This is a genomic window from Roseateles sp. P1_C6 (genome assembly GCF_056406315.1).
Genome location: NZ_JBFUAK010000002.1, coordinates 476,686 through 501,124, shown reverse-complemented (window position 1 = coordinate 501,124; position 24,439 = coordinate 476,686). Strand labels below are relative to the sequence as shown.

Sequence of the window (24,439 nt, the reverse complement as noted above, 5' to 3'; positions counted from 1 at the left end):
GCGCGGCGTGTCGAGATCGATCAATCGTTGAACCAGTGTTCACGGGCCTTCATGATCAGCGCACGTGCGCTGTCTTCGCCCAGTCCGGTCAAGTCGACCAATTCGTCCACGGCCAGGTCGGCCAGGTCATCGCGGGTATTGATGCCGCCCTCGGCGAGCTTGCTGAGCAGCTCGGGCGTGACGCCTTCGAGATCGCGCAGGTCTTGCGAGACCTCCTCGACCTTCTCTTCGCGGGCGATTTCCATCGTCAGCAGCGCGTCCTTGGCACGGGTGCGCAGCTCGTTGACCGTGTCCTCGTCAAAGGCCTCGATCTCCAGCATTTCCTGCATCGGCACGTAGGCGACTTCTTCCAGGCTGGTGAAGCCCTCGGCGATCAGGATGTCGGCGACTTCGGCGTCCACGTCGAGCTTGTCGACGAAGAGCTTGCGCACCGATTCGCTTTCCTGCTCGTGCTTGGCGGCCGATTCCTCGGCCGACATGATGTTGATGCGCCAGCCGGTCAGCTCGGACGCCAGGCGCACGTTCTGGCCGCCACGGCCGATCGCGATCGCGAGGTTTTCCTCGTCGACGACGACATCCATCGCATGGCGCTCTTCATCCACGACGATGGATTGCACGTTGGCCGGGGCCAGCGCGCCAATGACGAACTGAGCCGGGTCTTCGCTCCACAGCACGATGTCCACGCGCTCACCGGCCAGCTCGGTCGTCACGCCGTTGACGCGCGAACCGCGCACGCCGACGCACGTGCCGATGGGGTCGACACGGCGGTCATGGCTGACGACGGCGATCTTGGCGCGGCTGCCGCTGTCTCGGGCGCAGCTCTTGATCTCCAGCAGGCCTTGCTCAATTTCCGGCACTTCCTGCGCGAAGAGTTCCTTCATGAACTCGGGGCTGGAGCGCGACAGCATGATCTGCGGGCCGCGCTGCGTCGGGTCCACGCCGAGGATGACGGCGCGCACGCGGTCACCGGTGCGCAGGTTCTCTTTCGAGATCATCTCGCTGCGCTTCAGGCGGCCTTCGACGCGGCCGCTCTCGACAATGATGTCGCCCTTGTCCAGGCGCTTGACGGTACCGACGAAGATTCGCTCGCCGCGCGACATGAAGTCGTTCAGCAGCTGCTCGCGCTCGGCGTCACGGATCTTCTGCAGGATGACCTGCTTGGCGGCTTGCGCGCCGATGCGGCCGATCGGCACTGACTCGACCGGCTCCTCGATGTGGTCGTCCACCTCGATGTCGCCGATTTGCTCCTGCGCTTCGAACAGCAGGATCTCGGCATCGGCGTTCTGCAGGCCAGCCTCGTTCGGCACGACGTGCCAGCGGCGGAAGGTCTCGTACTCGCCGGATTCCCTATCCACGCTGACGCGGATGTCGGCCTCAGCGCCGTAAATCTTCTTGGTGGCCGATGCCAGCGCGGCTTCCACCGCACCGAACACAACATCGCGCTCCACGCTCTTCTCGCGCGAGATTGCGTCCACCAGCATCAACATTTCGCGGTTCATTGCTTGAGACCTCCGTCAACCTTGTCTTGGCCGGGCGCCGCCTGCTGGGGCTCGCCCGCTTGTTTCTTAGTCGCTGCCTTTTTCGGCTTGATGACACCACGCTGACCCGGCTTGCGGTCGGGCGCCGGCTCACCGCCGCGACCCTTGAAGCTGATCACCGGCACCAGGCGCGCTTCGCGCACCTCGTCAAGCGTGAAGTCCAACGCCTGCTCGGCTTCGCCGTCGTCAAAGACCAGACGCCAAGCCTGGTCGCTCGCCGCATCCGGCTGGGCGCTGACGACGCCGCGGTACTTCTTGCGGCCCTGGAAGGGCGTGCGCAGCGTGATGTCGATTTCCTGGCCGGCAAATCGCGCGTAATGCGCGGCATTTTTCAGCGGCCGATCCAGACCCGGCGAGGACACCTCAAGCCGGGAATATTCCAAACCCTCGACCTCCAGCACATACTGCAGCTGGCGCGTGACCTTTTCGCAGTCATCCACGTCGATCAGCTCACCGGCCAGCGCCTGCGCTGCCAGCTTGTCGATCATCACGCGCAGCGTTCCACCACTGGCACTGCGTTCGCAGTCCACGAGTTCGTAACCAAGACCGGTCACGGTCGTTTCCACAGCGGCTTGCCAACTCATGCGGGGATGGGCTTCGGGTCCAGAGAAAATCGAAAAAGCAAAAAAAATGGGCTGGATGAATCCGCCCAACTCGTTCACCAAGCCAGCCCCGGGGGATGTCGTCCGGGGCGGTTTTCAATTCTGGTGAAAGTCGGATTGTACTGTGCAAGTCTCATGCCGGCAAGGTGCCGGGGCGTGCGCGTGCCAGAATCTGAGGCTGTTTGAGACCTCACAGGAGACAAGAATGGGCTTTCTCGCCGGCAAGCGGCTGCTGATCACGGGCGTGCTGTCCAACCGCTCCATCGCCTACGGCATTGCCCGTGCCTGCCACCGCGAAGGCGCCGAGCTGGCGTTCAGCTACCAGGGCGAGCGCTTCAAGGAGCGCATCAGCGAGTTCGCCGCCGAATTCGGCTCGACGCTTATCTACGACTGCGACGTGAGCAGCGACGAGCAGATGGCCGCGCTGTTCGAGCAGCTCGGCGAGGTCTGGCCGGAGTTCGACGGCTTCGTCCATTCCATCGGTTTTGCGCCGCGCGAGGCCATTGCCGGTGATTTTCTCGACGGCATGACCCGCGAGAACTTCCGCATCGCCCACGATATTTCGGCCTACAGCTTCCCGGCCATGGCCAAACTGGCCGCGCCGCGGTTGCGTGCCAACGCCGCGCTGCTGACGCTGAGTTATCTCGGCGCGCTGCGCATCGTGCCCAACTACAACACCATGGGCCTGGCCAAGGCCAGCCTGGAAGCCAGCGTGCGCTACCTGGCCCAGGCGCTCGGCCCCAAGGGCGTGCGGGTCAACGGCATCTCGGCCGGCCCGATCAAGACGCTGGCGGCCTCCGGCATCAAGGACTTCGGCAAGCTGCTGGGCCAGTTCGCGGCCCAGGCGCCCATCCGCCGCAACGTGACCATCGACGACGTCGGCAACACCGCCGCCTTCCTGCTGTCCGACCTCGCGGCCGGCATCAGCGCCGAGATCACCTACGTCGACGGCGGCTTCAGCCAGACCGCGATGGCGATGGAGTCCTGAGGACCCCGGCGGCTGCCGCTCAGGCGCGGCGGCGCCGCCACATGGCCAGGCCCGCCGTGGCCAGGCCCAGCAGGCCCAGGCCCGCAGGTTCCGGCACGGCGGTCGTCTCACGCACGATGACGGCGCCGGCGGCGACCTCACCGTTGTCGCCCACCTCGCCGATGTAGAGGAAAAGGCCGGCCGTCGACGTGGCGCTGGTCAGGTTGAAATCGATCTGGCCGTTGTCGCCCATGCTCAGGAACCCGGCCGGGGTGACGGTTGAGGACTCGGCATCGAAAAGACCCAGCGTCGCCACCGAATTGTCGGCCGCGGTACCCGTGCCATCGGTGCCAAACAACTTGGCGTCGACCGGTGGGCGCTGCGTGCCGGGTGTGAAGAAGGTGCCCGACGAGAAGTCGAACACCGCGAGGCCTACGGCCGCCGCGGCGCACGCGGCGGTGGCGCAATCCGTCGTCGACAGCTTGATCGCATCGAGATCGAAGCCGGAGAACTGGCCGGTGGCGCCGCCCAGCAGGCCGCTGTTGTCACGGATGCCGATGGACAGGATGGTGGCCAGGCCGATGGTGGACAGGTCGGCCTTGAAGACCGCCGTGCCAGCCGCGGAGCCGCCCGTCAGACCGGTCAGCTCGGTCAGCGCGACCGGGACGGCGTGGGCCGCAGTGGCCGCAGCCAAGGCCGCCGCCGCGGCCAACATTCTGTAAGTGGATCTCATGGGGATGCTCCTGCACGGTGGTTGACAACACACCCGTTCGCATCGGCCGTGCCACGCACTCCCCCTAGATTGCGCAAGCCATTGATCCGTCATCGTTTTTTCATGCACGTGAAAATCAACTATGAGCGATCAATCAGAAATGGGTTCGCGACTGTCATTCCCGCCGACACCCTAGTTCTAGGCGGGCAGGAATGCGTCAGTTACGTGGCACACATGCAGTGACATTTGCAGGGATCGGACACCGCCACGGTCAGATCTGACACATCCCGTCAGGCGTGAACAAATAACGTCAGCCCGAAGGTCAAGCTGGCGGCATTTGCGACCTGCCGCGTCAGCTTTCGGCACGGATTGCCATGGCATGGGCGTTGCTGCTGCGGGTGTTCTCGACGTGGAGACTTCCCATGCCCGCTCACATTCCGTTGCGCCTGGCCGTGCTGACCCTGGCGGGCGGCCTCGGGGCCAGCCCGCTGGTCGCCCAGACCATCACCGTCTACAGCAGCGGCAGCCTGCCCATCGGCACCAGCCGCCAGCTGACAGCCTATGTGCCGCTGTCGCCCAACACCGTCAGCTGGACGGTCAACGGCATTCCGGGCGGCAACGCCAGCGTGGGCACCGTGGACGCGAGCGGGCGCTACACCGCCCCGCCCGCCGTGCCCACGGCCAACAACGTCGTCGTGACGGCGACCAGCACGGCCTACCCCGCCAAGGCCGGCAGTGTCACGTTGACGGTCACGCAGGTGCAGCCGCGGCTGTGGAGCGTCAGCCCCACCAGCGTGCCGGCCGGCGCATTCACGATCCGCCTCAACGGCGCGTCCTTCCCGGTCAACGTGGCCGTGAAGATCGGCGACGTGCAGGCGACGGTGACGCGGCTGTCGACGACGCAGTTGCAGGCGTCGGCTGTCGCGCCGAGCACCTGGCTGGGCAAGAGCCAGCCGGTGCAGGTCTGGGCCACGGGCGCAGGCGCCATCGGCTCGGGCATCGTCACGCTGGGCGTGGCGGCGCCCGCGCCCGCGCCCAGCCCGACACCCGCTCCCTCCCCTGCACCAGCACCAGCACCAGCACCGACGCCAGCACCGCCCTCCTCCCCGGCACCCGGCCCCGGCCAGGGCACGGCCAACGTGCCGGCCGCGCGAATGCTGGAGCAGTCGACGTTCGGCCCGAATGCCGCCGCCATCGCCCGCCTGCAGAGCCTGGGCACCGAAGCCTGGCTGAGCGAGCAATTCGCGCTGGCCGAGACGCCCATTGCCTTGCCGACCGACAACGGCATGTCCACCGTCTCGGCCCAGATGCTGAACCGGCTCACGGACGCCCCCGACCAGTTGCGCCAGCGCGTGGCCTATGCGCTGGCCCAGGTCCTCGTCGTCTCCGCCAACAAGAACATCTACCCCAATGAGCTGGTGCCGCACCTGCGCACGTTGAGCAAGCACGCCTTCGGCAACTACCGCGGCCTGCTGGAGGAGGTGGCGCGCAGCCCGCAGATGGGCAAGTACCTGGACCTCGCCAATAGCAACAAGCCCCTGGGCGGCTCGTCGGCGAACGAGAACTTCGCACGCGAACTGCTGCAGCTGTTCACCATCGGCCTCGTCAAGCTGAACGCCGACAGCAGCCCGCAACTGGATTTGTCCGGCCGCACGGTGCCGACCTATGACCAGGCGACCATCCAGCAGGTCGCGCTGGCGCTGACCGGCTGGACCTATGTCGGCACCGGCACCAACAACTGGGAGAACTTCAGCGGGCCGCTGGTCTCGCGCGAGATCAACCATGACCAGCGCGCAAAGAGCTTCCTGGGCTGCACGCTGCCTGCCAACCAAGGTGCCGACGCTGACCTGAAGGCCACGCTGGACTGCCTGTTCCAGCATCCCAACACGCCGCCCTTCGTCGCGCAGCGGCTGATCCGCCAACTGGTCAAGAGCAACCCCAGCCCGGCCTACGTGCAGCGCGTCGCCGCCGTGTTCATCAACAACGGCAGCGGCGTGCGCGGCGACCTGCGCGCCGTCGTGCGGGCCATCCTGCTCGATGCCGAGGCGCGCAATGACACGGCCGGCACGAACGACGGCCGGCTGCGCGACCCGCTGCAGCACATCGCCGCCACGTTGCGCGCGCTGAACGGCGGCTTCCAGCCCGGCAACAACCTCGGTTGGGAGATCGGCCGCACCGGCCAGACGCCACTGACGCCGCCGTCAGTCTTCGGCCACTACGCGCAGTTGTTCCGGCTGCCGCAGACGACGCTGGCCGCGCCCGAATTCCAGATCTACACGCCCACCGAGGCCACGCTGCGCGGCAACTTCCTGTGGAGCCTGCTGACCCAGCCGGGCAGCAACATGCGCATCAACCTGCAGCCCTTCACCGCCGTTGCGGGCGACACGACGGCGCTGATCAACGCGGTCGACCAGGCGCTGCTGTGGGGGCGCATGTCCAGCGCGATGCGCCAGAGCCTGGCCAATGCGATCAACGCCCAGCCCGACGCGACCCAGCGCGTGCAGACGGCGCTGTACCTGACGCTGCTGTCCGGCCAGCATGCCATCCAACATTGAGGAGCGCCCAGCGATGACCGCCCACAACACCACCCGCCGCGCGCTGCTGCGCGCCGCCTGCGCCCTCACCGCCGCACCGGCCCTGCCCAGCCTGGCGCAAGGGACCGAGGACTACCGCGCGCTGGTCTGCATCTTCCTGGCCGGCGGCTGCGACGGGCACAACGTGCTGGTCCCGCAGAGCACGGCGGCCTACGCGGCCTATCGCAGCCTGCGTGGCGGCCTGGCATTGCCCGACCAGTCCGCCAGCCTGCTGCCCATCACGACCACCGATGGCGTGACCTATGCGCTGAACTCCGGCCTGCAGACCATTCACCCGCTGTGGGCCCAGCGCAAGCTTGCGGCCATCGCCAACGTGGGCCCGCTGCTCGCACCGACCACGCGCTCGCAGATCCTGGCCGGCACGGCGACGCTGCCCGCCAACCTGTTCTCGCATTCCGACCAGATGCAGCAGACGCAGGCCGGCAACGGCAGCGGTGGCGGCACGGGCTGGGGCGGACGCACGGCCGACGCCATGGTGGCGCGCAACGGCACGTCGCGCTTCCCGGCCGCCGTGTCCATGGCCGGCGGCGCGCTGTTCGCGAACGGCGCGCAAGTGCCCAGCGCCAGCCTCGTGCCGGGCTTCAACCTGGACGTCAGCGGCATGAGCACCTGGCCGGCCTCGGCCACCACGGCGCGCAGCCAGGCGCTCAACGAGATCCTGGCGCTGGATGGCGGCGTGCGGCTGATCCAGGCCGCCAACCAGGTCAGGCGCGATGCGCTCAGCCTGGGCGCGCTGCTGCGCAGCAGCGGCGCAGGCACGGTCAACACGGTGTTCCCGGGCACCGACCTCGGCCGGCAACTGCAGCAGGTCGCGCGCGTCATCGCGCTGCGCGGCAGCGTCGGCGTGCGGCGGCAAGTGTTCTTGGTGCAGCTGGGTGGCTTTGACACGCACAGCGGCCAGAGCTGGCAGCAATGGGACTTGCTGCGCCAGCTGGGCGACGCGATGGGCGCCTTCTACAACGCGACAGTGGAGCTGGGCGTCGCGCCGCTGGTGACCAGCTTCACGCAGAGCGAGTTCGGCCGATCGCTGCAGCCCAGCGGCTCGGGCACGGACCATGGCTGGGGTAACCACCACCTCATCCTCGGCGGTGCGGTCAACGGCGGCCAGGTCTACGGCCGCTTCCCCTACCCGGCGCTGGGCGGCGCGGACGATGCCGGCAGCCGCGGCGCGCTGATCCCGAGCACGTCGCTGGAGCAGTTCGGCGCGACACTGGCGCGCTGGTTCGGCCTGGACGCCGCCGCACTCAACACGGCCTTCCCGGCGCTGGCCGCCTTCACGCCACAGGACCTTGGATTCATGAGCTGATGCCCTGCAGCCGCACCCAGTTGCTGCCGCCAAGCCTGGCGCTGGCGCCCTATGTCCAGGCGATCGCCGTGCGCCGGCCCAGCCTGCAGGGCCCGGCGCTGCCGGCGATGCAATGCTTTCCGGCCAACGCACTGGGCGCGCTGACGGTGCTGCACCGGGGCGACTGGCTGGACGCCGACAACGGCCGCTCACTCGGCCATCTGGAGCTTGCCGGCCCGCGGTTGAAGCCGGCCCGGCGCCGCTATGCCAACGACCCGGCCATCACGACGGTGCTGCTGCGCCCCGGCGTGCTGAACTGGTTGTTCGGCATGTCGGCGCCGGACTGGGTGGCGCAGCGGCGGCCCGCGCAAGCGGTGATCGGCGCCGCACCGGCGCGCGAGTTGTCGTGCCGCCTGCAACGCGCCGAAGGCACGGCGGCCCAGGTCTGGGTCATCGAGCAGCAACTGCAGGCCTGGGTCGATCAGGCCCTGGCTCGCGAGCCCTGGGCGCCACCACCCGATGTGCCGGCTGCCGACAGCGTCGGCGACTGGGCCGACGCGGCGCTTTGGAGCGCGCGGCACCTTCAGCGCCTCGTCAGCAGCCGACTGGGCTTGCCGCCCAAAGCCCTGCTGCGCATTGAACGGCTGCAGCAGAGCCTCGCGCAACTGGCCGGCGGCGCGCCGCTGGCCGACGTGGCCGCGGGCTGCGGTTTCAGCCATGCGGCCCACATGGTGCGCGAGTTCCGCGCGCTCACGGGCCTGAGCCCCGCTGGCGTGCGCCGCGACCTGGCCCGCCACGAAGGCCTGCCTTGGCGCCTGGGCAACCGCCTCGCCTGACCCGCGCACGCGCCCAGGGCTGGCCCGCTGCGGCGGCGCCTTGAAAGCGCTTACATTGCGGCCGACTCTAGCGAGGAGACTTCATGAAGACGGCCATCTTCTACGCCGCCGGCCTGCTGGCCCTTTCATCGCTGACCGCCCGGGCCGAGCCGGCGACACCGCCACTGTCGGTGGCCGCTGCCGACACCGTGCCCTGGCAGCCCGCGGCCGTCATCGCGCTGGCAGAGAAGGTGGGCCGCTGGCAGTTGCAGGCGCTCGAACGCGGCGAGCATCCGCGCTCGGTCAAGTCCATGCCCGACCCCAGGGGCTGGGAACAAGGCGCGCTCTTTGTCGGCCTCGTTGCGCTGGCCGACCACAGCAAACGGCCCGAGTTCGCCCAGGCCATCCAGCAACGCGGCAAGGACGCCGGCTATCAGCCCGGCAGCCGCCTCTATCACGCCGACGACCACACCATCGGCACGGCCTATCTGTGGGCGGCGCGCCATGGGGCAGGCGCCGCAGCGATGGCGCCGCTGCGCGAGCGCTTCGACGAGATCCTGGCGCGCCCCAGCGACGTTGACCTGCACTTCGTCGAACTGGCCGACCGCAGCGTCCCCTCCGTGGATCGCTGGTCCTGGTGCGACGCGCTCTTCATGGCACCGGCCGTGTGGCGCGAGATGGCCAAGCTGACCGGCGAGGCCAAGTACGCCGACTTCGCCAAGAAGGAGTTCTGGGCGACGACGGCGCTGCTCTACGACAGGGACGAGCATCTCTACTACCGCGACAGCCGCTTCTTCGAACGCCGCGACATCAACGGCCGCAAGGTCTTCTGGTCACGCGGCAACGGCTGGGTCTTCGCCGGCCTGGCGCGCATGCTGGCACTGCTGCCGAAGAGCGACCCCGACCACGCCCGAATCGCCGCCATCTTCCGGGACATGGCCGCCAAGCTGAAGGCCATCCAGAAGCCCGACGGTTTCTGGGCGCCGTCACTGCTGGGCGACCCCGAGACGGCACTGCCCGAGTCGAGCGGCACGGGCTTCTACACACACGGCTTCGCCTGGGGCATCAAGGCCGGGCTGCTGGACCGCAAGACCTACGAACCCGTCGTGCGCCTGGGCTGGGCGGCACTGACGCGCGCGGTGCGCGCCGATGGCAGGGTCGGCTATGTGCAGCCGATCGGCGACCGCCCGGACGCCGTCGAGTACGACGACACCCAGCACTACGGCGTCGGCGCCTTCCTGCTGGCCGCCACCGCGGTCGCCGACCTGAACCTGGCGCCTTGACCCAGGCCATCCTCAACGGTCGCGATGGCGGCACGCTGCAGGGCAAGGCCTTCAAGGGCGGTGTGTTCCATCTCCGCAAGGACTATCAGGTGCCGGCCGGGGCACACCGGCAGTCCGAACAGGCCGGCCGCGGCTGGGCCATCTCGCCACCTGCTCGATGGCTTGAACCACCCGGTCCGCGTCCTGCCCGCGGACCGGAAGAGGTAAAGCCGCTCAGGCCTTCACGCAGTCCACGTAGTAGTGGCCGCGGCCGGTCTCTTCGTCGATCTCGTGCACGAGGCCGTGCACGTCGGTCGCAAAGCCCGGGAACTTGGCGTTGAAGCTGCGCGTGAACTTCAGGTAGTCGACGATCTTCTTGTTGAAGCCTTCGCCCGGGATCAGCAGCGGGATGCCGGGCGGGTAAGGCGTCAGCAGCGAAGTCGTGATGCGGCCTTCGAGGTCGTCGATGCCTACGCGCTCGGTCTTGCGCTGCGCGATGTGGGCGTAGGCGTCCGTGGGCGTCATCAGCGGCTGCAGGTTGGACAGGTACATGTCCGTCGTCAGGCGCGCGATGTCGCCCTCGGCGTAGGCCTGGTGGATGCTCTGGCACAGGTCACGCAGGCCCATGCGCTCGTACTTCGGGAACTTCGCGCAGAACTCCGGCAGGATGCGCCACAGCGGCGCGTTCTTGTCGTAGTCGTCCTTGAACTGCTGCAGCGCGGTCAGCAGCGTGTTCCAGCGGCCCTTGGTGATGCCGATGGTGAACATGATGAAGAACGAGTAGAGGCCCGTCTTCTCGACGACGACGCCATGCTCGACCAGGAACTTGGTCACCACCGACGCCGGGATGCCCGTCGCGTCGAAGCGGCCGTCCATGTCCAGCCCGGGCGTGATGATGGTGGACTTGATCGGGTCCAGCATGTTGAAGCCTTCGGCGAGACCGCCGAAGCCATGCCAGTCCTCATCGGCATGCAGCATCCAGTCGGCCGACACGGGCTCGCTGCCCTCCTCGGCCCGCAGGTAGTCCGGCCCCCAGACCTTGAACCACCAGTCGTCGCCGTAGTCGCCCTCGACCTTGCGCATCGCGCGGCGGAAGTCCAGCGACTCGCGGATGCTCTCCTCCACCAGCGCCGTGCCGCCAGGCGGCTCCATCATCGCGGCGGCCACGTCGCAGCTCGCAATGATGGAGTACTGTGGGCTGGTGCTGGTGTGCATCAGGTATGCCTCGTTGAAGAGGTGCTTGTCGAGCTTGACGCTCTGCGAGTCCTGCACGAGCACCTGCGAGGCCTGCGAGATGCCGGCCAGCAGCTTGTGCGTGGACTGGGTCGCGTAGACCATCGCCTCCTTGGGGCGCACGCGGTTCTTGCCCATCGCGTGGAACTGGCCGTAGAAGTCGTGGAAGGCCGCGTGCGGCAGCCAGGCCTCGTCGAAATGCAGCGTCGGGATGTAGCCGTCCAGCTTCTTCTTGATGGTCTCGGTGTTGTAGAGCACGCCGTCGTAGGTGCTTTGCGTCAGCGTGACGATGGCGGGCCTGACAGTCGCGGGGTCGACGTGCGCCAGCAGCGGGTTGGCGGCGATCTTGGCGCGGATGGCCTCGGGGCTGAACTCGCTCTCCGGGATGGGGCCGATGATGCCGTAGTGGTTGCGCGTCGGCGTCATGAAGACGGGAATGGCGCCGCACATGATGATGGCGTGCAGGTTGCTCTTGTGGCAGTTGCGGTCGATGACGACCACGTCGCCCGGCGCCACCGTGTGGTGCCAGACCATCTTGTTGGACGTGGACGTGCCGTTGGTGACGAAGAAGCAGTGGTCCGCATTGAAGATGCGCGCCGCATTCTTCTCGCTGGCCGCGACCGGACCGGTGTGGTCCAGCAACTGGCCGAGTTCCTCGACGGCGTTGCACACGTCGGCGCGCAGCATGTTCTCGCCGAAGAACTGGTGGAACATCTGGCCGACCGGGCTCTTCAGGAAGGCGACGCCGCCCGAATGGCCGGGGCAGTGCCACGAATACGAGCCGTCCTGCGCGTAGTCCATCAACGCCTTGAAGAACGGCGGCGCCAGGCCGTCGAGGTAGCTCTTGGCCTCGCGGATGATGTGGCGGGCCACGAACTCCGGCGTGTCCTCGAACATGTGGATGAAGCCGTGCAGCTCACGCAGCACGTCGTTAGGCAGATGCTGGCTGGTGCGCGTCTCGCCGTAGACGTAGATGGGGATGTCCGGGTTGCGGTTGCGGATCTCCTGGATGAACTTGCGCAGGTTCAGCACCACCGGGTCCATCTCGGGACCGGCCGTGAACTCCTCGTCGTCGATGGACAGGATGAACGCCGAGGCACGGCTCTGCTGCTGGGCGAACTGCGACAGGTCGCCGTAGCTCGTCACACCCAGCACTTCCATGCCCTCTTTCTGAATGGCCTCGGCCAGCGCGCGTATGCCCAGACCCGAGGTGTTCTCTGAACGGTAGTCCTCGTCAATGATGACTATCGGGAAATGGAAACGGATCATCGGGGCCTCCAGCGGGCGGGCATCAAAAACGAAGCGGCGAAGTGTAGGGCCGCAGCGTGTCCTCGCCATGTCGCTGCGGCCCTCCGCTGCGCTCTAAACTGACCCACAGCCAAGACAGGGAGGCAAGATGGATTGGAACTGGACCACCCTCTGGTGGATTGCGGCGGGCGTGCTGATCGCGGCCGAGCTGGCGACCGGCACCTTCTATCTGCTCATGCTGGCCGTGGGCGCGGCTGCAGGTGCCCTCGCGGCTCATCTGGGGCTGTCGCCCACCGGGCAGATGCTGACGGCGGCCCTCGTCGGCGGCGCGGCCATCGTCGCCTGGCACAGCCGCCGCAGCCGGGCGCCTCAAGCGGCGCCGGCCTCGCGCAACCCCGATGTCAATCTCGACATCGGCCAGCAGGTGCAGGTCGACGCCTGGTCGGCCGACGGCCTGGCACAGGTGCACTACCGCGGCGCGGCCTGGCAGGCCCGCTTCATCGGCAGCGCGCCGGCACAGAGTGGCCGCCATGTGATCCGCGCGGTCGAAGGCAGCTGCCTGCTGCTGGACTGTTGAACGCCTCATCTCAAGATTCGGAGCCCTGCTCATGGAATTTCCCATCGCACTCGTCATCCTGGCCATCGCGGCCATCTTCGTGGTCCGCTCGATCAAGGTCGTGCCCCAGCAGAACGCCTGGGTCGTCGAGCGGCTTGGCAAGTACCACGCCACGCTGACGCCGGGCCTGAATTTCCTCGTGCCGTTTGTCGACCGGCTGGCCTACAAGCATTCGCTGAAGGAAATCCCGCTGGATGTGCCCAGCCAGGTCTGCATCACCAAGGACAACACGCAGCTGACCGTCGATGGCATCCTCTACTTCCAGGTCACCGACCCGACGCGCGCCAGCTACGGCGCGAGCAACTACGTCGTCGCGATCACGCAGCTGGCGCAGACGACGCTGCGCTCGGTCATCGGCCGCATGGAGCTGGACCGCACCTTCGAGGAGCGCGCGGTCATCAACACCTCGGTCGTCGAGGCGCTGGACGAAGCCGCGCTGAACTGGGGCGTCAAGGTGCTGCGCTATGAGATCAAGGACCTGACACCGCCGCCGGCGATCCTGCATTCCATGCAAGCCCAGATCACGGCCGAGCGCGAGAAGCGCGCGCTGATCGCGGCCTCCGAAGGCCGCCGCCAGGAGCAGATCAACATCGCCACCGGCGAGCGCGAGGCGGCGATTGCCCGCTCAGAGGGCGAGAAGCAGGCCGACATCAACCAGGCCCAGGGCGAGGCCGCTGCCATCACCGCGGTGGCCGATGCCACGGCCGACGCCATCCGCAAGATCGCCGCGGCGATCCAGCAGCCGGGCGGCGACCAGGCCGTGCAGCTCAAGGTCGCCGAGAAGGCCGTCGAGGCCTATGCCCAGCTCGCCCAGAAGAACAACACCATGATCGTGCCGGGCAACATGACCGAAGTCGCCGGCTTGATCGGCACGGCGATGGGCCTGATCAAGGGCGGTAGCAAGGCCTGACTGCGCAAAAACAAAAAAGCCCGCGAGGGCCCTGAATCAGGGCGGTCGCGGGCGCAAGACGTCCGGGGGGCGCCGAACGAAAGCGATGGAGGAGTCGCTTTTCCTGATGACCTCCTCGGATGGATCGGCTCAGCCGCCCGTGAACGGAAAGCCAAACAGTTCAGCGACGACTTCCCAAAACGAGACTTTTTCCATTTGCGCCATCCATCCAGCGGTGTTGAGATGACACGCAGTTTGGAGGAGGCGGGAATTCTGGAGAACTACAAACCCTGGTAGTGGCGGCCAGCCGAAGGGTCAGAGCAGGCCCAGCTCCATCGCTTTCAGCACCGCATGGTGCTTGGTCGAGACGTCGAGCTTCTGGAACAGTTGCTTGAGGTGATAGTTCACCGTGTTCTCGCTGATACCCAACAGGCTGCCAACGACCCAGGCACTCTTGCCCTCCATCGTCAGCTTCAGGATTTCCAACTGCCGAGCCGGCAGCTTGGGTCGGGTATCTGCCCCTTTCTTGGACAACAGCAGTCGCGCTGCCGCATCCTGCGCATGCACCGCCAGCAACTGCAGGTCCGCGATCATGCGATTGAGCTTGACCGGATCCTTGGGCAAAGGATCCTCGCGATCCATACCCAGCAACAGCCTGCGATAGCCCGGCATATGAACGCCGACGGCAACGCCCGTCCTGTAGCCAAAGGGCGCAACCATTTCCCAGAGCTCGCCCGCACCGGCTTCGACGTAGAAGCTCTGGTCGTAGATGAGTGGCGTCGATTGCCGCATCAATCTCTGGTGCACCGGGTCGCGCCTGGCGAAGTCGGGATCCCTGGACGCGTCAACAAATTTTTGAGGCGTGTTGCCCACCGAGATGTACTCGGTCTGGGCGCCAGGTCCGCGATGCTCGATGGCCAGCACGCCGACCACCAGACCAAAGTCCAGGTCGTGCGCGAAGTCGATCAGCCCCTGTCGGAAAGATGAGAGATCTTCCGCATGACTGACTTGTTCGTATCGCTGCAGGTTCATCGGGCACCGGGGCGCTACTAGGGTTGGTAGGCGCAGCCCGACGTCAACGAACGCAAACTGCAAACCATCCAAATGACTGGAGACCCGAATGCAGATAGCAGCGTGGCAACTGATGGCCTGCGAAACGGTCGTTAAGACTGTAAACGAGTTTGAATTGGCGACCCATGAGCTGCGGCAGGTCGGCAGCAGCGTCAGAGTGGAGGATGCACGCACGGGCCTGCATTCGGGCCAGGAAGTCTGGGCCACCGACATCAATGGCGAGCCCATCCAGATCGCCTGGGAGTGGACCGAGATTCAGCCCGATGTCATCGCGCTGTTCGACCCGATGAACATTCTCTGCAACGTGTCGCTGATCGACGGACAAGGCCACGCACTGGCGCGCTCGCGACGCATGCTGCATCTGAACAATGTCGTCCATCAGCTCAATTGGCGCCCAATGCTCGGTGGGCGCCGCAGCGGCCGAGGTGGCGCCAGCTTGGCCGCATGAGCGCCGCAATAGGCTATGATGGCAGGCTTGCAGGAGAGGTGGATGAGCGGTTTAAGTCGCACGCCTGGAAAGCGTGTGTGGGCTAATACCCACCGCGGGTTCGAATCCCGCCCTCTCCGCCAAGAACGCATGATCGGGCCCTCTGGGGCCCTTTTTGCGTTTTGGCCCGCCCTCGACGGCGCCTTGCCGTCCGCAATTCATCCCCCGGAAAGCGCAATTCGTCGCGCGGCACTGGTCCGGCACAGCCGCTTGCTGAACACTTCCATCGGTGCCTTGCCGTCCGCGAGGCTGGAGCCAGAGATGTTGCGACTGCGAAAGGGATGGATGGGGTTGAGTCTGGCGCTGGGCCTGTTGGCCGGCGGGATGCCGGCCGAGGCCAGCGAGGTGGTCAAGCTGGCTCGCCTCGTCGTCAGCGGCAAGCGCGGCCCCAACGAAGCGCCGCGCACGACGCCACCCGAGACCCGTCCCGCTGGCGCCGGCCCGCAGGCCCACGGCAGCGGCGGCAACGATGACGCGGGCACCGCACCGGCACCGTCGCGCGGCGTCTCCTGAACACCCCAAAACAAAATGCGCCGAACCCGCAAGGGTTTCGGCGCATTTGCTATTTTGGCGGAGTGGACGGGGCTCGAACCCGCGACCCCCGGCGTGACAGGCCGGTATTCTAACCAACTGAACTACCACTCCATGTGGGATGCATTCCGAGTATCTTTCGATACTCGCAAGCCACATCAAACTTGTGCGTCATGCGACGCAACTACCAATCGGATTCCCGTCTTGCGACGAGATTGCCAATAACTTGGCGTCCCCTAGGGGATTCGAACCCCTGTAATCACCGTGAAAGGGTGGTGTCCTAGGCCTCTAGACGAAGGGGACAAACTTGCAAATCAAACTCAAAAAACAAACGGCCAACGAATTGGCCGTTTGCGTATCGGGCGACCCAACAGTGGGATCATCCGATGGAATCCTTGGCGGAGTGGACGGGGCTCGAACCCGCGACCCCCGGCGTGACAGGCCGGTATTCTAACCAACTGAACTACCACTCCGCGTGGGATGAATTCGGCACTGTCTTTCGACAACGCCCAAGCTCATCAAACTTGGCGTCCCCTAGGGGATTCGAACCCCTGTAATCACCGTGAAAGGGTGGTGTCCTAGGCCTCTAGACGAAGGGGACTAAACCTTCGCGACTTGAACTGCGCGCCACTCAAAAACCCTTTTCAGGAAATTTGGTGGAGGTAAGCGGGATCGAACCGCTGACCTCTTGCATGCCATGCAAGCGCTCTCCCAGCTGAGCTATACCCCCGTTTTGATTTTCGATTTAGTCGTTACCGACTTTGTCGCCAATCGCTTCGTTTGCGGCGCTGTTCAAGCGAGACCAAGAGTATATGACGAATTTCAGACCGATTGCAAGCGTTCGAGCACTTTTTTCTGATCGAAGTGCTCGAGCACCGCATCCAGCGACGGTGTTTGTGCGCGACCGCACACGATGACACGCACGGGCACGGCCAGTTGCGGCATCTTCAAACCCGTTGCTGCCAGCGTTTCCTTCAAGGCTTGCTGGATACCGGCCTTGTTCCAATCCGCCAGCGCCGCCAGCCGCTCGGCCAGTGCAGTCAGCGCCGGGCGCACGGCGTCTGTGACATGCGCCGCCAGATCCTCTGCGGAAGGCGTGACCGGCACGAAGTACATCGCCAGCCAATCGGCCAGCGCGGCGACGGTCGCGCAGCGGTCCTTGAAGAGGCCGACCTTGGGCTGGATCTGTTCCACCGTCACGGTGATGTCCTTGGCGGCGAGTTGCGCGACCACGAGAGCGGCCAGGCGGGCCTCGTCGATGTGCTTCACGTAGTGGCCATTGACCCAGTCCAGCTTGGCCGGGTCCCACTGGGCCGGGCTCTTGGACAGGTGGGCGCCGTCGAACCACGACACCATCTGCTCGGCCGAGAACAGCTCGTCGTCGCCGTGGCTCCAGCCCAGGCGGGCCAGGTAGTTCAGCATCGCCTCGGGCAGGTAGCCGTTGGCGGCGTAGTCCATCACGCTGACGGCGCCGCGGCGCTTGGAAAGCTTCAGGCCGTCATCGCCCAGGATGATGGGCAGGTGGCCGAAGGCCGGCAGCGGTGCGCCCAGCGCGTTGAAGATGTTGATCTGCCAGGGCGTGTTGTTGACGTGCTCGTCGCCGCGGAAGACGTGGCTGATGCGCATGTCCCAATCGTCGACGACGACGGCGAAGTTGTACGTCGGCACGCCATCCGTGCGGGCGATGATGAGGTCGTCGATCTCGCGGTTGTTGATCGTGATCGGGCCCTTGACGAGGTCGGTCCAGGTCACGTCGCCGGCCACGGGGTTGGCGAAGCGCACGACCGGCTTCACGCCCTCGGGCGGCGCCGGCAGCGTCTTGCCGGGCTCCGGCCGCCAGCGGCGGTCGTAGAGCGTCTTCTCGCCGCGGGCACGCTGCGCTTCACGCATCGCGTCCAGCTCCTCGGGCGTCGCGTAGCAGCGGTAGGCCTTGCCAGCCGCGATCAACTGCTCGATGACGGCCGTGTAGCGCTCCAGGCGCTGCATCTGGTAGATCGGGCCTTCGTCGTAGCTCAGGCCCAGCCAGTTCATCGCCGCGATGATTTGGTCGACCGAGTCCTGCGTCGAACGCGCGACATCGGTGTCCTCGATGCGCAGCACGAACTCGCCACCGTGGTGGCGGGCATAGGCCCAGGAGTACAGCGCCGTGCGGGCCGTGCCCAGGTGCAGGAAGCCGGTCGGCGACGGCGCGATGCGCGTGCGGATCTTGTCGAAGGAACTCATCGGATGGTCAAGGTGGAGAGGCCGCGCAGCAGGTCGTCGGTGATGTCGTCGACATGCTCAAGGCCGACGGCCAGACGGATCAGGCCCTGGCCGATGCCGGCGGCCTGGCGCTGGGCCTCGGTGAGGCGGCCGTGCGAGGTGGTCGCCGGGTGGGTGATGATGGACTTGGTGTCGCCCAGGTTCGTCGCGATCGACAGCACGCGCGTGCTGTCGATGACGTGGAAGGCGGCAGCGCGGGCGGCTTCGGGGGAGTCGGCGCGCAGGTCAAAGGACAGCACCGCCCCGCCCTGCCCCGACTGCTGGCGCATGGCCAGGTCGTGCTGCGGGTGCGAGGCGAGCGATGGGTAGTAGACCTGGTCGACCTCGGGCTGCGCCTGAAGCCAGAGCGCGACGGCCAGCGCCTGTTCGCTTTGCGCCTTCATGCGCAGCGACAGCGTCTCCAAGCCCTTCAGCACGACCCAGGCATTGAACGGCGCCAGCGTCATGCCCACCGTGCGCAGGATGGGGCCGAAGACGTCGCGAATGAGCTTGTTCGGCCCGCAAAGCGCGCCGGCCATCACGCGGCCCTGGCCGTCCATGTACTTGGTGGCCGAGTGCATGACGATGTCGGCACCCATCTCGGCGGGGCGCTGCAGCGCCGGTGTCGAGTAGGTGTTGTCGACGGCCAGGATGGCGCCGGCATCGTGGGCCAAGTCGGCCAGCGCGCGGATGTCGCAGACCTCGGTCAGCGGGTTGGTGGGCGTCTCGGCGAAGAACAGCTTGGTCGTGGGACGGATGGCCGCGCGCCATTCAGCCAGGTCGGTCTGCGACACGAAGCTGGTCTCGACGCCGAACTTGCCGAACTCCTTGGCGAACAGGTTGATCGTCGAACCGAACACGGAGCGCGAGCAGACGACGTGGTCGCCGGCCTTCAGCACGCCCATGCCCAGCAGCAGGATGGCGCTCATGCCGGTGGACGTGGCGATGGCGCCTTCCGTGCCTTCCATCGCCGCCAGACGCGCCTCCAGGCTGCGCACGGTCGGGTTGCTGGTGCGCGAGTAGGTGAAGTCGTCGGAGTTCGCGAAGCGCTCGGCCGACGTCTGCGCGTCGGGCTGCACGTAGGCGCTGGTCAGGAACAGCGCCTCGGAGTTCTCGCCATGCTGACTGGGCGCCAGTGCGGTGCGCACGGCCAGCGTCTCGGGGCGCAGGCCCTCGGGCAGCGTGGCGCGGGCGATGCGGCGGGCTTCCTCGCTCATGCGCTCAACCCTCGTTGCCGCTCTGCAGCGCCAGGCGGCTGCGTGAGTCCGCGTCTTCATCGCCCGGCTGGCTGGCACGCTGCGCACGCAGCGTGGCGAAGTCTTCCAGGCTGACGTCGCCGGTCACGTAATGGCCGTCGAAGCAGCTGGCCTCGAAGCCGGCGAGACCCGGGCGCAGCGCCGCGACGACGCGTTTCATCGCGTCCACGTCCTGGTAGATCAGCGCGTCGGCGCCGATGTACTGACGGATCTCCTCGATCGTGCGGTTGTGCGCGATCAGCTCCTCGGCTGTCGGCATGTCGATGCCGTAGACGTTGGGGTAGCGCACCGGCGGCGCGGCGGAGGCCAGGTAGACCTTGCGCGCACCGGCCTCGCGGGCCATCTGCACGATCTCCTTGGACGTCGTGCCGCGCACGATGGAGTCGTCCACCAGCAGCACGTTGCGGTCCTTGAACTCGACGCCGATGGCGTTGAGCTTCTGGCGCACGCTCTTCTTGCGCGCGCCCTGCCCCGGCATGATGAAGGTGCGGCCGACGTAGCGGTTCTTCACGAAACCCTCGCGGTAGGGCTTGCCGATGCGGTGGGCCAGCTGCATCGCCGAGGGGCGGCTGCTCTCCGGGATGGGGATGACGACGTCGATGTCGCTGGGCGGCATCGTCGAGATCACGCGCTGGGCCAGCGTCTCGCCCATGTTCAGCCGCGCCTGGTAGACGGAGATGCCGTCCATCACCGAATCCGGCCGCGCCAGGTAGACGAACTCAAACATGCAGGGGTTCAAGGTCGGGTTGTCGTTGCACTGCTCGGTGTGCAGCTTGCCGTCCATGTCGATGAAGAGGGCCTCGCCGGGCGCCACGTCGCGCTCCACCTGGTGGCCCGTGCCTTCCAGCGCCACGCTTTCGCTGGCGACCATGAACTCGCCGTTGTTGGAGCGACCAAAGCAAAGCGGCCGGATGCCGAAGGGGTCGCGGAAGGCCAGCAGGCCGTAGCCGGCGATCAGTGCGATGACGGCGTAGCTGCCCTTGATGCGCTTTTGCACGGCGCGCACGGCGGCGAAGATCTCCTTGGGCGTCAGCGGCAGGTCGCGGGCGGCCATCTCCAGCTCGTGCGCCAGCACGTTGATCAGCACCTCGGTGTCGCTCTCGGTGTTGATGTGGCGGCGGTCGATGGCGAACAGCTCGTCCTTCAGCGCATGCGCGTTGGTCAGGTTGCCGTTGTGCACCAGCACGATGCCGAACGGCGCGTTGACGTAGAAGGGCTGGGCCTCTTCCTCGCTGTAGGCGTTGCCGGCGGTCGGGTAACGCACTTGGCCCAGGCCGATGTTGCCGGGCAGCGCGCGCATGTTGCGGGTGCGGAAGACGTCGCGCACCATGCCGCGGGCCTTGTGCATGAAGCACTTCTGGCCCTGCATGGTGACGATGCCGGCGGCGTCCTGGCCGCGGTGCTGCAGCAGCAGCAGCGCGTCATAGATGAGCTGGTTGACGGGAGAGGCCGCGAGCGTACCGACGATGCCACACATGGCGGGGTTCCTTAATCAGGCGAATCCGCTTCAGATGGGGTCATCGAGCGGGAAACAAAACGGGCAAGGGGTTCAGGCAGCAGCGGCGTGACGTCGCGCAGCACGTCGCCCAGCACGGGCGCGGCCCGCGAGGCCTGCCAGGTGGCGGACTGCGCCAGCGGCGAGGCACCAATGATGAGCACCAGCAGCAGCGCGATGAAGACGCCGCGCAGCGCACCGAAGCCGGCGCCGCCCAGGCGGTCCACCACGGACAGCGGCGTGGCGTGGATCAGCATCTTGACCAGGCGCGACGCCAGGCTCCAGACGATGAGCACGAAGAAGAAGGCGATGGCCAGCGCGACGACATGCAGCGTCGCGGGGCCGAACTTGCTGGTCATGCCGTCGGGCAGCAGGCCCTCGACGACCGGCGCCAAGGGCGGCGCGGCGAAATAGGCCACGATCCAGCCCGCCAGCGACATCACCTCGAAGACCAGGCCGCGCCACAGGCCCAACCCGACCGAGATCAGCAGCACCGCCGCAAATGCGAGGTCAACCCAGCTGAGCGCGATGTCCATGACGGGCCTAGAGCGTCAGGATGGCGCCGGGCAGGCCAGCACCCTTGAGCTTGGCGGATGCGCGCTCGGCCTCATCGCGGCTGGCGAACGGGCCCAGGCGCACGCGAATGCGGCGGCCGTCGGCCGTGTCGACGGCCTGGGCATAGGTCTTGAGGCCCAGCTTCTCGACCTTGGCGCGCACGTCCTGCGCCGTCTTGTTCTCGCCATAGGCACCCACCTGGACGATGAAGCGCGCGGCCGCCGCCGTCGTCTCCTTGCCTTCGAGCAGGGCTTGGGCGCGGGCGCCGTCGGTGGCGTGGGGCTTGGGCTTGTCGGCGGGCTTCTCCGCTGGCTTGTCCGGCGCCTTCTCGGCGACCTTGACAGCCGGCCTGTCGACCGGTTTTTCAGCCGGCTTGTCCGCCGGCTTCTCTGGCGTCTTGTCGACGGGCTTCTCCGCCAGCTTCTCCACCGGCTTGGCCTCGACGGGCGGCGGTGCGACCTCGGGCTGCGAAGCCACGTCGGCCTGGGCCAGCGGCGCGCGCGCGGGCACGACCAGCGGCGGCGCGCCGTCCTTGCGCGGGATGTCGATCGGCAGGTCGACCGGGATCGGCCGCGGCTGCGTTTCGAAGATCAGCGGGAAGCCGACCACGCCAGCGGCCACCAACACGGCCGCGCCGATCAGGCGCCGGCGGGCGCGGATGCGCAGCACCTGCACGTCGTCGGCGGCCGAAGCCTTGGCGCCGGACTTTCCGGCCGACTTCTTGGGCGCCGCCGCGGCGGCGTCGTCGCGTTTGAGGAAGGAAAACAGGCCCATCGGCGGCGTCTGGCTCAGTGGAGAGTGGGAGGCTTGGGCTCGGCAGCGCCGGCCGTCACGCGCGGCAGGCCCTGCTGGAGCACCCCGCCCACGGTGTAGAAGGAACCGAAGACGAGGATTCTATCGGCCGTGGTCGCCCCGGCCGCCGCGGCTTGCAGCGCTTGCAGAGGGTTGATGTGCACATGCGTCTGAACGTCGGGCGGCGTCTTCAGCCCAGCGGCCAGAAAGGCGGCCTGCAATTGCTCGGCCGTCGCGGCGCGCGGCATCGGAAGGTCGGTGAAGTGCCAGACGTCCACCAGTGGCGCGATGCGCGCGAGGATGCCGGCCAGGTCCTTGTCTGCCATCGCGCCGAAGACGGCGTGGGTGCGCGGGAAGAAACCCATCTGGTCGAGGTTCTGCGCCAGCGCGGCCACGGCGTGCGGGTTGTGCGCCACGTCCAGCACGACGGCGGGCTGGCCGGCCAGCACCTGGAAGCGCCCCGGCAGCTCGACCAGCGCCAGGCCTGTGCGCACGGCCTGGGCGCTGACGGGCAGGCGGTCGGACAGCGCCTCCAGCGCGGCCAGCACGCCAGCGGCATTGAGCAACTGGTTCACGCCCCGCAGCGCCGGGTAGGCCATGCCCGAGAAGCGTTTGCCGCGGCCGGCCCATTGCCACTGCGTGCGGTCGCCGCTGAAGGTGAAGTCGCGGCCCAGCTGGCGCAGGTCGGCGCCCAGCTCCGCGGCCCGCGCGGCCAGCGACGCCGGCGGCACCGGGTCGCTGACGACGACAGGGCGGCCGGCGCGCATGATGCCGGCCTTCTCGCGGCCGACGCTCTCGCGGTCGCTGCCCAGGAACTCGGTGTGGTCCAGGTCGATGCTGGTGATGACGGCGCAGTCGGCGTCGATGACGTTGACCGCGTCCAGCCGGCCGCCCAGCCCCACTTCCAGGATGACCAGGTCCAGCGGCTCGTGCTGCAGGCGGCGCATGATGGCCAGCGTCGTGAACTCGAAGTAGGTCAGCGTGATGTCGCCGCGGGCAGCTTCGACGGCCTCGAAATGGGGTTCCAGCGACTCGGCCGTCACCGGCGCGCCGCCGACGCGGCAGCGCTCCTGGAAATGCACCAGGTGGGGCTTGATGTAGAGCCCTACACGGTAGCCGGCGTGCAGCGCGATGGACTCCAGCATCGCGCAGGTCGAGCCCTTGCCGTTGGTGCCTGCGACGACGACGGTCGGACAGTCGAAGGCGAGCCCCAAGCGCTCACGCACGGTCGCGACGCGCTCCAGCGTCATGTCGATGGTCTTGGGGTGCAGTCGCTCGCAGTGGGCGAGCCAGTCATCGAGCGTCATGGTCAAGCGTCATGGCGAAAAAACAAAAGCCAGGCACGGGGCCTGGCTCCGAACTCTGCGGGCGACGTTCAGGCGACGGCGTCCGCGCTCTGGCGCTGCAGCATCGCGAGCTGGCGCGCGATGGTCTCGCGCAGCTGGCGGCGGTCCACGATCATGTCGACGGCGCCCTTCTCCATCAGGAACTCGGCGCGCTGGAAGCCGGCAGGCAGCTTCTCGCGCACGGTGTTCTCGATGACGCGCGGGCCGGCAAAACCGATCAGCGCCTTGGGCTCGGCCAGCACGATGTCACCGACGAACGCGAACGAGGCCGACACGCCGCCCATGGTCGGGTCGGTCAGCACGCTGATGTAGGGCAACTTGGCCTTGGCCAAACGCGTCAGTGACGCATTGGTCTTGGCCATCTGCATCAGGCTCAGCAAGCCTTCCTGCATGCGCGCGCCGCCAGTGGCGGTGAAGCAGATGAAGGGCGTCTTCTGCTCGATGGCCGTCTCGACGCCGCGCACGAAGCGCTCGCCGACGACGGAGCCCATGGAACCGCCCATGAAGTCGAACTCAAAGCAGGCCGCGACCACAGGCACGCTCATGACGGCGCCGCCGATGACGACGAGCGCATCGGTCTCGCCGGTGTTCTCCAGCGCTTCCTTCAGGCGGTCGGGGTACTTCTTGCTGTCCTTGAACTTCAGCGCGTCAACCGGCAGCACTTCCTGGCCAATCTCGTAGCGACCTTCGCCGTCGAGGAAGGCATCCAGGCGCGCGCGCGCGCCGATGCGGTGGTGGTGCGAGCACTTGGGGCAGACGTTGATGTTCTGCTCCAGGTCGGTCTTGTAGAGCACCGTCTCGCAGCTCGGGCACTTGATCCACAGGCCTTCGGGGACCGTGCGGCGGTCCGCGGGGTCACCTTGCTGGATCTTGGGCGGGAGCAGTTTGTCGAGCCAACTCATGT

20 protein-coding genes, 6 tRNA genes and 1 pseudogene are annotated in these 24,439 nt (G+C 67.1%); 10 read left to right on the top strand and 17 right to left on the bottom strand.

Annotated features, from left to right (window positions below; all coding sequences use genetic code 11):
- Positions 1-20: 20 nt before the first annotated feature.
- Together nusA and rimP are read right to left on the bottom strand one after the other, a co-directional pair.
- The gene (gene nusA / locus AC1D29_RS05285; RefSeq protein WP_477894883.1) at positions 21-1,499 is read right to left on the bottom strand and encodes a transcription termination factor NusA; all 1,479 of its coding nucleotides are present in this window, start codon (positions 1,497-1,499) and stop codon (positions 21-23) included.
- A gap of 116 nt (positions 1,500-1,615) precedes the next feature.
- Positions 1,616-2,122, bottom strand: a pseudogene (gene rimP / locus AC1D29_RS05280) (ribosome maturation factor RimP); the annotation flags it as partial.
- Positions 2,123-2,345: 223 nt separating this feature from the next.
- Between rimP and fabI the strand changes: the two are divergent.
- Positions 2,346-3,128, top strand: coding sequence for an enoyl-ACP reductase FabI (gene fabI / locus AC1D29_RS05275; RefSeq protein ID WP_477894881.1), 783 nt, complete (start codon positions 2,346-2,348; stop codon positions 3,126-3,128).
- A gap of 19 nt (positions 3,129-3,147) precedes the next feature.
- Here fabI and AC1D29_RS05270 read toward each other — a convergent pair whose 3' ends face one another.
- Positions 3,148-3,840: a PEP-CTERM sorting domain-containing protein gene (locus AC1D29_RS05270; RefSeq protein ID WP_477894879.1), complete on the bottom strand. Its 693-nt coding sequence runs from the start codon at positions 3,838-3,840 to the stop codon at positions 3,148-3,150.
- Positions 3,841-4,241: 401 nt separating this feature from the next.
- Here AC1D29_RS05270 and AC1D29_RS05265 point away from each other — a divergent pair, with 401 nt between their 5' ends.
- From AC1D29_RS05265 to AC1D29_RS05250, 4 genes are all read left to right on the top strand, one after another.
- Positions 4,242-6,374 carry a DUF1800 domain-containing protein gene (locus tag AC1D29_RS05265; protein ID WP_477894877.1) on the top strand — a complete coding sequence of 711 codons (2,133 nt, stop codon included), beginning with the start codon at positions 4,242-4,244 and terminating at the stop codon, positions 6,372-6,374.
- Between the two features lie 13 nt (positions 6,375-6,387).
- Entirely contained in the window at positions 6,388-7,719 is a 1,332-nt protein-coding gene (locus AC1D29_RS05260; protein WP_477894875.1) for a DUF1501 domain-containing protein, read from the top strand.
- On the top strand, positions 7,719-8,534 hold the full coding sequence (locus tag AC1D29_RS05255; RefSeq protein ID WP_477894873.1) for an AraC family transcriptional regulator: 816 nt from the start codon (positions 7,719-7,721) through the stop codon (positions 8,532-8,534). Before AC1D29_RS05260 ends, AC1D29_RS05255 begins: the two co-directional genes overlap by 1 nt.
- A gap of 83 nt (positions 8,535-8,617) precedes the next feature.
- Positions 8,618-9,796, top strand: coding sequence for a glycoside hydrolase family 88/105 protein (locus AC1D29_RS05250; RefSeq protein WP_477894871.1), 1,179 nt, complete (start codon positions 8,618-8,620; stop codon positions 9,794-9,796).
- Positions 9,797-10,009: 213 nt separating this feature from the next.
- Here the strand turns inward: AC1D29_RS05250 and AC1D29_RS05245 are convergent, their stop codons facing one another.
- Positions 10,010-12,277, bottom strand: a complete 2,268-nt coding sequence (locus AC1D29_RS05245; protein WP_477894869.1) for an Orn/Lys/Arg family decarboxylase — start codon at positions 12,275-12,277, stop codon at positions 10,010-10,012.
- A 127-nt stretch (positions 12,278-12,404) separates the two neighbouring features.
- On the opposite strand from AC1D29_RS05245, the gene AC1D29_RS05240 reads away from it, so the two are divergent.
- Both AC1D29_RS05240 and AC1D29_RS05235 read left to right on the top strand, forming a co-directional pair.
- On the top strand, positions 12,405-12,833 hold the full coding sequence (locus AC1D29_RS05240; protein WP_477894867.1) for an NfeD family protein: 429 nt from the start codon (positions 12,405-12,407) through the stop codon (positions 12,831-12,833).
- A 31-nt stretch (positions 12,834-12,864) separates the two neighbouring features.
- Complete coding sequence (locus AC1D29_RS05235; RefSeq protein WP_477894865.1) at positions 12,865-13,782, top strand: SPFH domain-containing protein; 918 nt, start codon at positions 12,865-12,867, stop codon at positions 13,780-13,782.
- Positions 13,783-14,076: 294 nt separating this feature from the next.
- On the opposite strand, the gene AC1D29_RS05230 is transcribed toward AC1D29_RS05235, so the two are convergent.
- Positions 14,077-14,793: a helix-turn-helix transcriptional regulator gene (locus tag AC1D29_RS05230; RefSeq protein ID WP_477894863.1), complete on the bottom strand. Its 717-nt coding sequence runs from the start codon at positions 14,791-14,793 to the stop codon at positions 14,077-14,079.
- Positions 14,794-14,881: 88 nt separating this feature from the next.
- Here AC1D29_RS05230 and AC1D29_RS05225 point away from each other — a divergent pair, with 88 nt between their 5' ends.
- The 3 genes from AC1D29_RS05225 to AC1D29_RS05215 all read left to right on the top strand — a co-directional run bounded on the left by AC1D29_RS05225 (position 14,882) and on the right by AC1D29_RS05215 (position 15,832).
- The gene (locus tag AC1D29_RS05225; protein ID WP_477894861.1) at positions 14,882-15,280 is read left to right on the top strand and encodes a hypothetical protein; all 399 of its coding nucleotides are present in this window, start codon (positions 14,882-14,884) and stop codon (positions 15,278-15,280) included.
- A gap of 32 nt (positions 15,281-15,312) precedes the next feature.
- Positions 15,313-15,402: transfer RNA gene (locus AC1D29_RS05220), tRNA-Ser, on the top strand.
- Positions 15,403-15,580: 178 nt separating this feature from the next.
- Positions 15,581-15,832, top strand: coding sequence for a hypothetical protein (locus tag AC1D29_RS05215; RefSeq protein ID WP_477894859.1), 252 nt, complete (start codon positions 15,581-15,583; stop codon positions 15,830-15,832).
- Positions 15,833-15,887: 55 nt separating this feature from the next.
- On the opposite strand, the gene AC1D29_RS05210 is transcribed toward AC1D29_RS05215, so the two are convergent.
- From AC1D29_RS05210 to accD, 12 genes are all read right to left on the bottom strand, one after another.
- Positions 15,888-15,964: transfer RNA gene (locus AC1D29_RS05210), tRNA-Asp, on the bottom strand.
- A gap of 113 nt (positions 15,965-16,077) precedes the next feature.
- A tRNA-Glu gene (locus AC1D29_RS05205) sits at positions 16,078-16,153 on the bottom strand.
- Between the two features lie 93 nt (positions 16,154-16,246).
- Positions 16,247-16,323: transfer RNA gene (locus tag AC1D29_RS05200), tRNA-Asp, on the bottom strand.
- A 52-nt stretch (positions 16,324-16,375) separates the two neighbouring features.
- A tRNA-Glu gene (locus AC1D29_RS05195) sits at positions 16,376-16,451 on the bottom strand.
- Positions 16,452-16,504: 53 nt separating this feature from the next.
- A tRNA-Ala gene (locus AC1D29_RS05190) sits at positions 16,505-16,580 on the bottom strand.
- A 92-nt stretch (positions 16,581-16,672) separates the two neighbouring features.
- Positions 16,673-18,073, bottom strand: a complete 1,401-nt coding sequence (gltX, locus tag AC1D29_RS05185) for a glutamate--tRNA ligase (protein WP_477894857.1) — start codon at positions 18,071-18,073, stop codon at positions 16,673-16,675.
- Complete coding sequence (locus AC1D29_RS05180; RefSeq protein WP_477894855.1) at positions 18,070-19,308, bottom strand: O-succinylhomoserine sulfhydrylase; 1,239 nt, start codon at positions 19,306-19,308, stop codon at positions 18,070-18,072. The genes gltX and AC1D29_RS05180 overlap by 4 nt, the downstream gene beginning before the upstream one ends.
- Positions 19,309-19,312: 4 nt before the next feature.
- Positions 19,313-20,824, bottom strand: coding sequence for an amidophosphoribosyltransferase (purF, locus tag AC1D29_RS05175; RefSeq protein WP_477894853.1), 1,512 nt, complete (start codon positions 20,822-20,824; stop codon positions 19,313-19,315).
- A gap of 11 nt (positions 20,825-20,835) precedes the next feature.
- Entirely contained in the window at positions 20,836-21,378 is a 543-nt protein-coding gene (locus AC1D29_RS05170) for a CvpA family protein (protein WP_477894851.1), read from the bottom strand.
- A gap of 7 nt (positions 21,379-21,385) precedes the next feature.
- Positions 21,386-22,171 carry an SPOR domain-containing protein gene (locus AC1D29_RS05165; RefSeq protein ID WP_477894849.1) on the bottom strand — a complete coding sequence of 262 codons (786 nt, stop codon included), beginning with the start codon at positions 22,169-22,171 and terminating at the stop codon, positions 21,386-21,388.
- Between the two features lie 14 nt (positions 22,172-22,185).
- The gene (gene folC, locus AC1D29_RS05160; protein ID WP_477894847.1) at positions 22,186-23,496 is read right to left on the bottom strand and encodes a bifunctional tetrahydrofolate synthase/dihydrofolate synthase; all 1,311 of its coding nucleotides are present in this window, start codon (positions 23,494-23,496) and stop codon (positions 22,186-22,188) included.
- A 68-nt stretch (positions 23,497-23,564) separates the two neighbouring features.
- A complete protein-coding gene (gene accD / locus AC1D29_RS05155) occupies positions 23,565-24,437 on the bottom strand; it encodes an acetyl-CoA carboxylase, carboxyltransferase subunit beta (RefSeq protein ID WP_477894845.1) in 873 nt (290 codons plus the stop codon).
- Positions 24,438-24,439 lie beyond the last annotated feature (2 nt).

Coding starts and splice junctions, on each gene's coding strand:
- AC1D29_RS05235 (WP_477894865.1), top strand. CDS start 12,865: ATGGAATTTCCCATCGCACTCGTCATCCTGGCCATCGCGGCCATCTTC.
- AC1D29_RS05230 (WP_477894863.1), bottom strand. CDS start 14,793: ATGAACCTGCAGCGATACGAACAAGTCAGTCATGCGGAAGATCTCTCA.
- AC1D29_RS05255 (WP_477894873.1), top strand. CDS start 7,719: ATGCCCTGCAGCCGCACCCAGTTGCTGCCGCCAAGCCTGGCGCTGGCG.
- AC1D29_RS05260 (WP_477894875.1), top strand. CDS start 6,388: ATGACCGCCCACAACACCACCCGCCGCGCGCTGCTGCGCGCCGCCTGC.
- accD (WP_477894845.1), bottom strand. CDS start 24,437: ATGAGTTGGCTCGACAAACTGCTCCCGCCCAAGATCCAGCAAGGTGAC.
- gltX (WP_477894857.1), bottom strand. CDS start 18,073: ATGAGTTCCTTCGACAAGATCCGCACGCGCATCGCGCCGTCGCCGACC.
- AC1D29_RS05245 (WP_477894869.1), bottom strand. CDS start 12,277: ATGATCCGTTTCCATTTCCCGATAGTCATCATTGACGAGGACTACCGT.
- fabI (WP_477894881.1), top strand. CDS start 2,346: ATGGGCTTTCTCGCCGGCAAGCGGCTGCTGATCACGGGCGTGCTGTCC.
- AC1D29_RS05165 (WP_477894849.1), bottom strand. CDS start 22,171: ATGGGCCTGTTTTCCTTCCTCAAACGCGACGACGCCGCCGCGGCGGCG.
- AC1D29_RS05180 (WP_477894855.1), bottom strand. CDS start 19,308: ATGAGCGAGGAAGCCCGCCGCATCGCCCGCGCCACGCTGCCCGAGGGC.
- AC1D29_RS05270 (WP_477894879.1), bottom strand. CDS start 3,840: ATGAGATCCACTTACAGAATGTTGGCCGCGGCGGCGGCCTTGGCTGCG.
- purF (WP_477894853.1), bottom strand. CDS start 20,824: ATGTGTGGCATCGTCGGTACGCTCGCGGCCTCTCCCGTCAACCAGCTC.
- AC1D29_RS05240 (WP_477894867.1), top strand. CDS start 12,405: ATGGATTGGAACTGGACCACCCTCTGGTGGATTGCGGCGGGCGTGCTG.
- folC (WP_477894847.1), bottom strand. CDS start 23,496: ATGACGCTCGATGACTGGCTCGCCCACTGCGAGCGACTGCACCCCAAG.
- AC1D29_RS05250 (WP_477894871.1), top strand. CDS start 8,618: ATGAAGACGGCCATCTTCTACGCCGCCGGCCTGCTGGCCCTTTCATCG.
- nusA (WP_477894883.1), bottom strand. CDS start 1,499: ATGAACCGCGAAATGTTGATGCTGGTGGACGCAATCTCGCGCGAGAAG.
- AC1D29_RS05215 (WP_477894859.1), top strand. CDS start 15,581: ATGTTGCGACTGCGAAAGGGATGGATGGGGTTGAGTCTGGCGCTGGGC.
- AC1D29_RS05170 (WP_477894851.1), bottom strand. CDS start 21,378: ATGGACATCGCGCTCAGCTGGGTTGACCTCGCATTTGCGGCGGTGCTG.
- AC1D29_RS05265 (WP_477894877.1), top strand. CDS start 4,242: ATGCCCGCTCACATTCCGTTGCGCCTGGCCGTGCTGACCCTGGCGGGC.
- AC1D29_RS05225 (WP_477894861.1), top strand. CDS start 14,882: ATGCAGATAGCAGCGTGGCAACTGATGGCCTGCGAAACGGTCGTTAAG.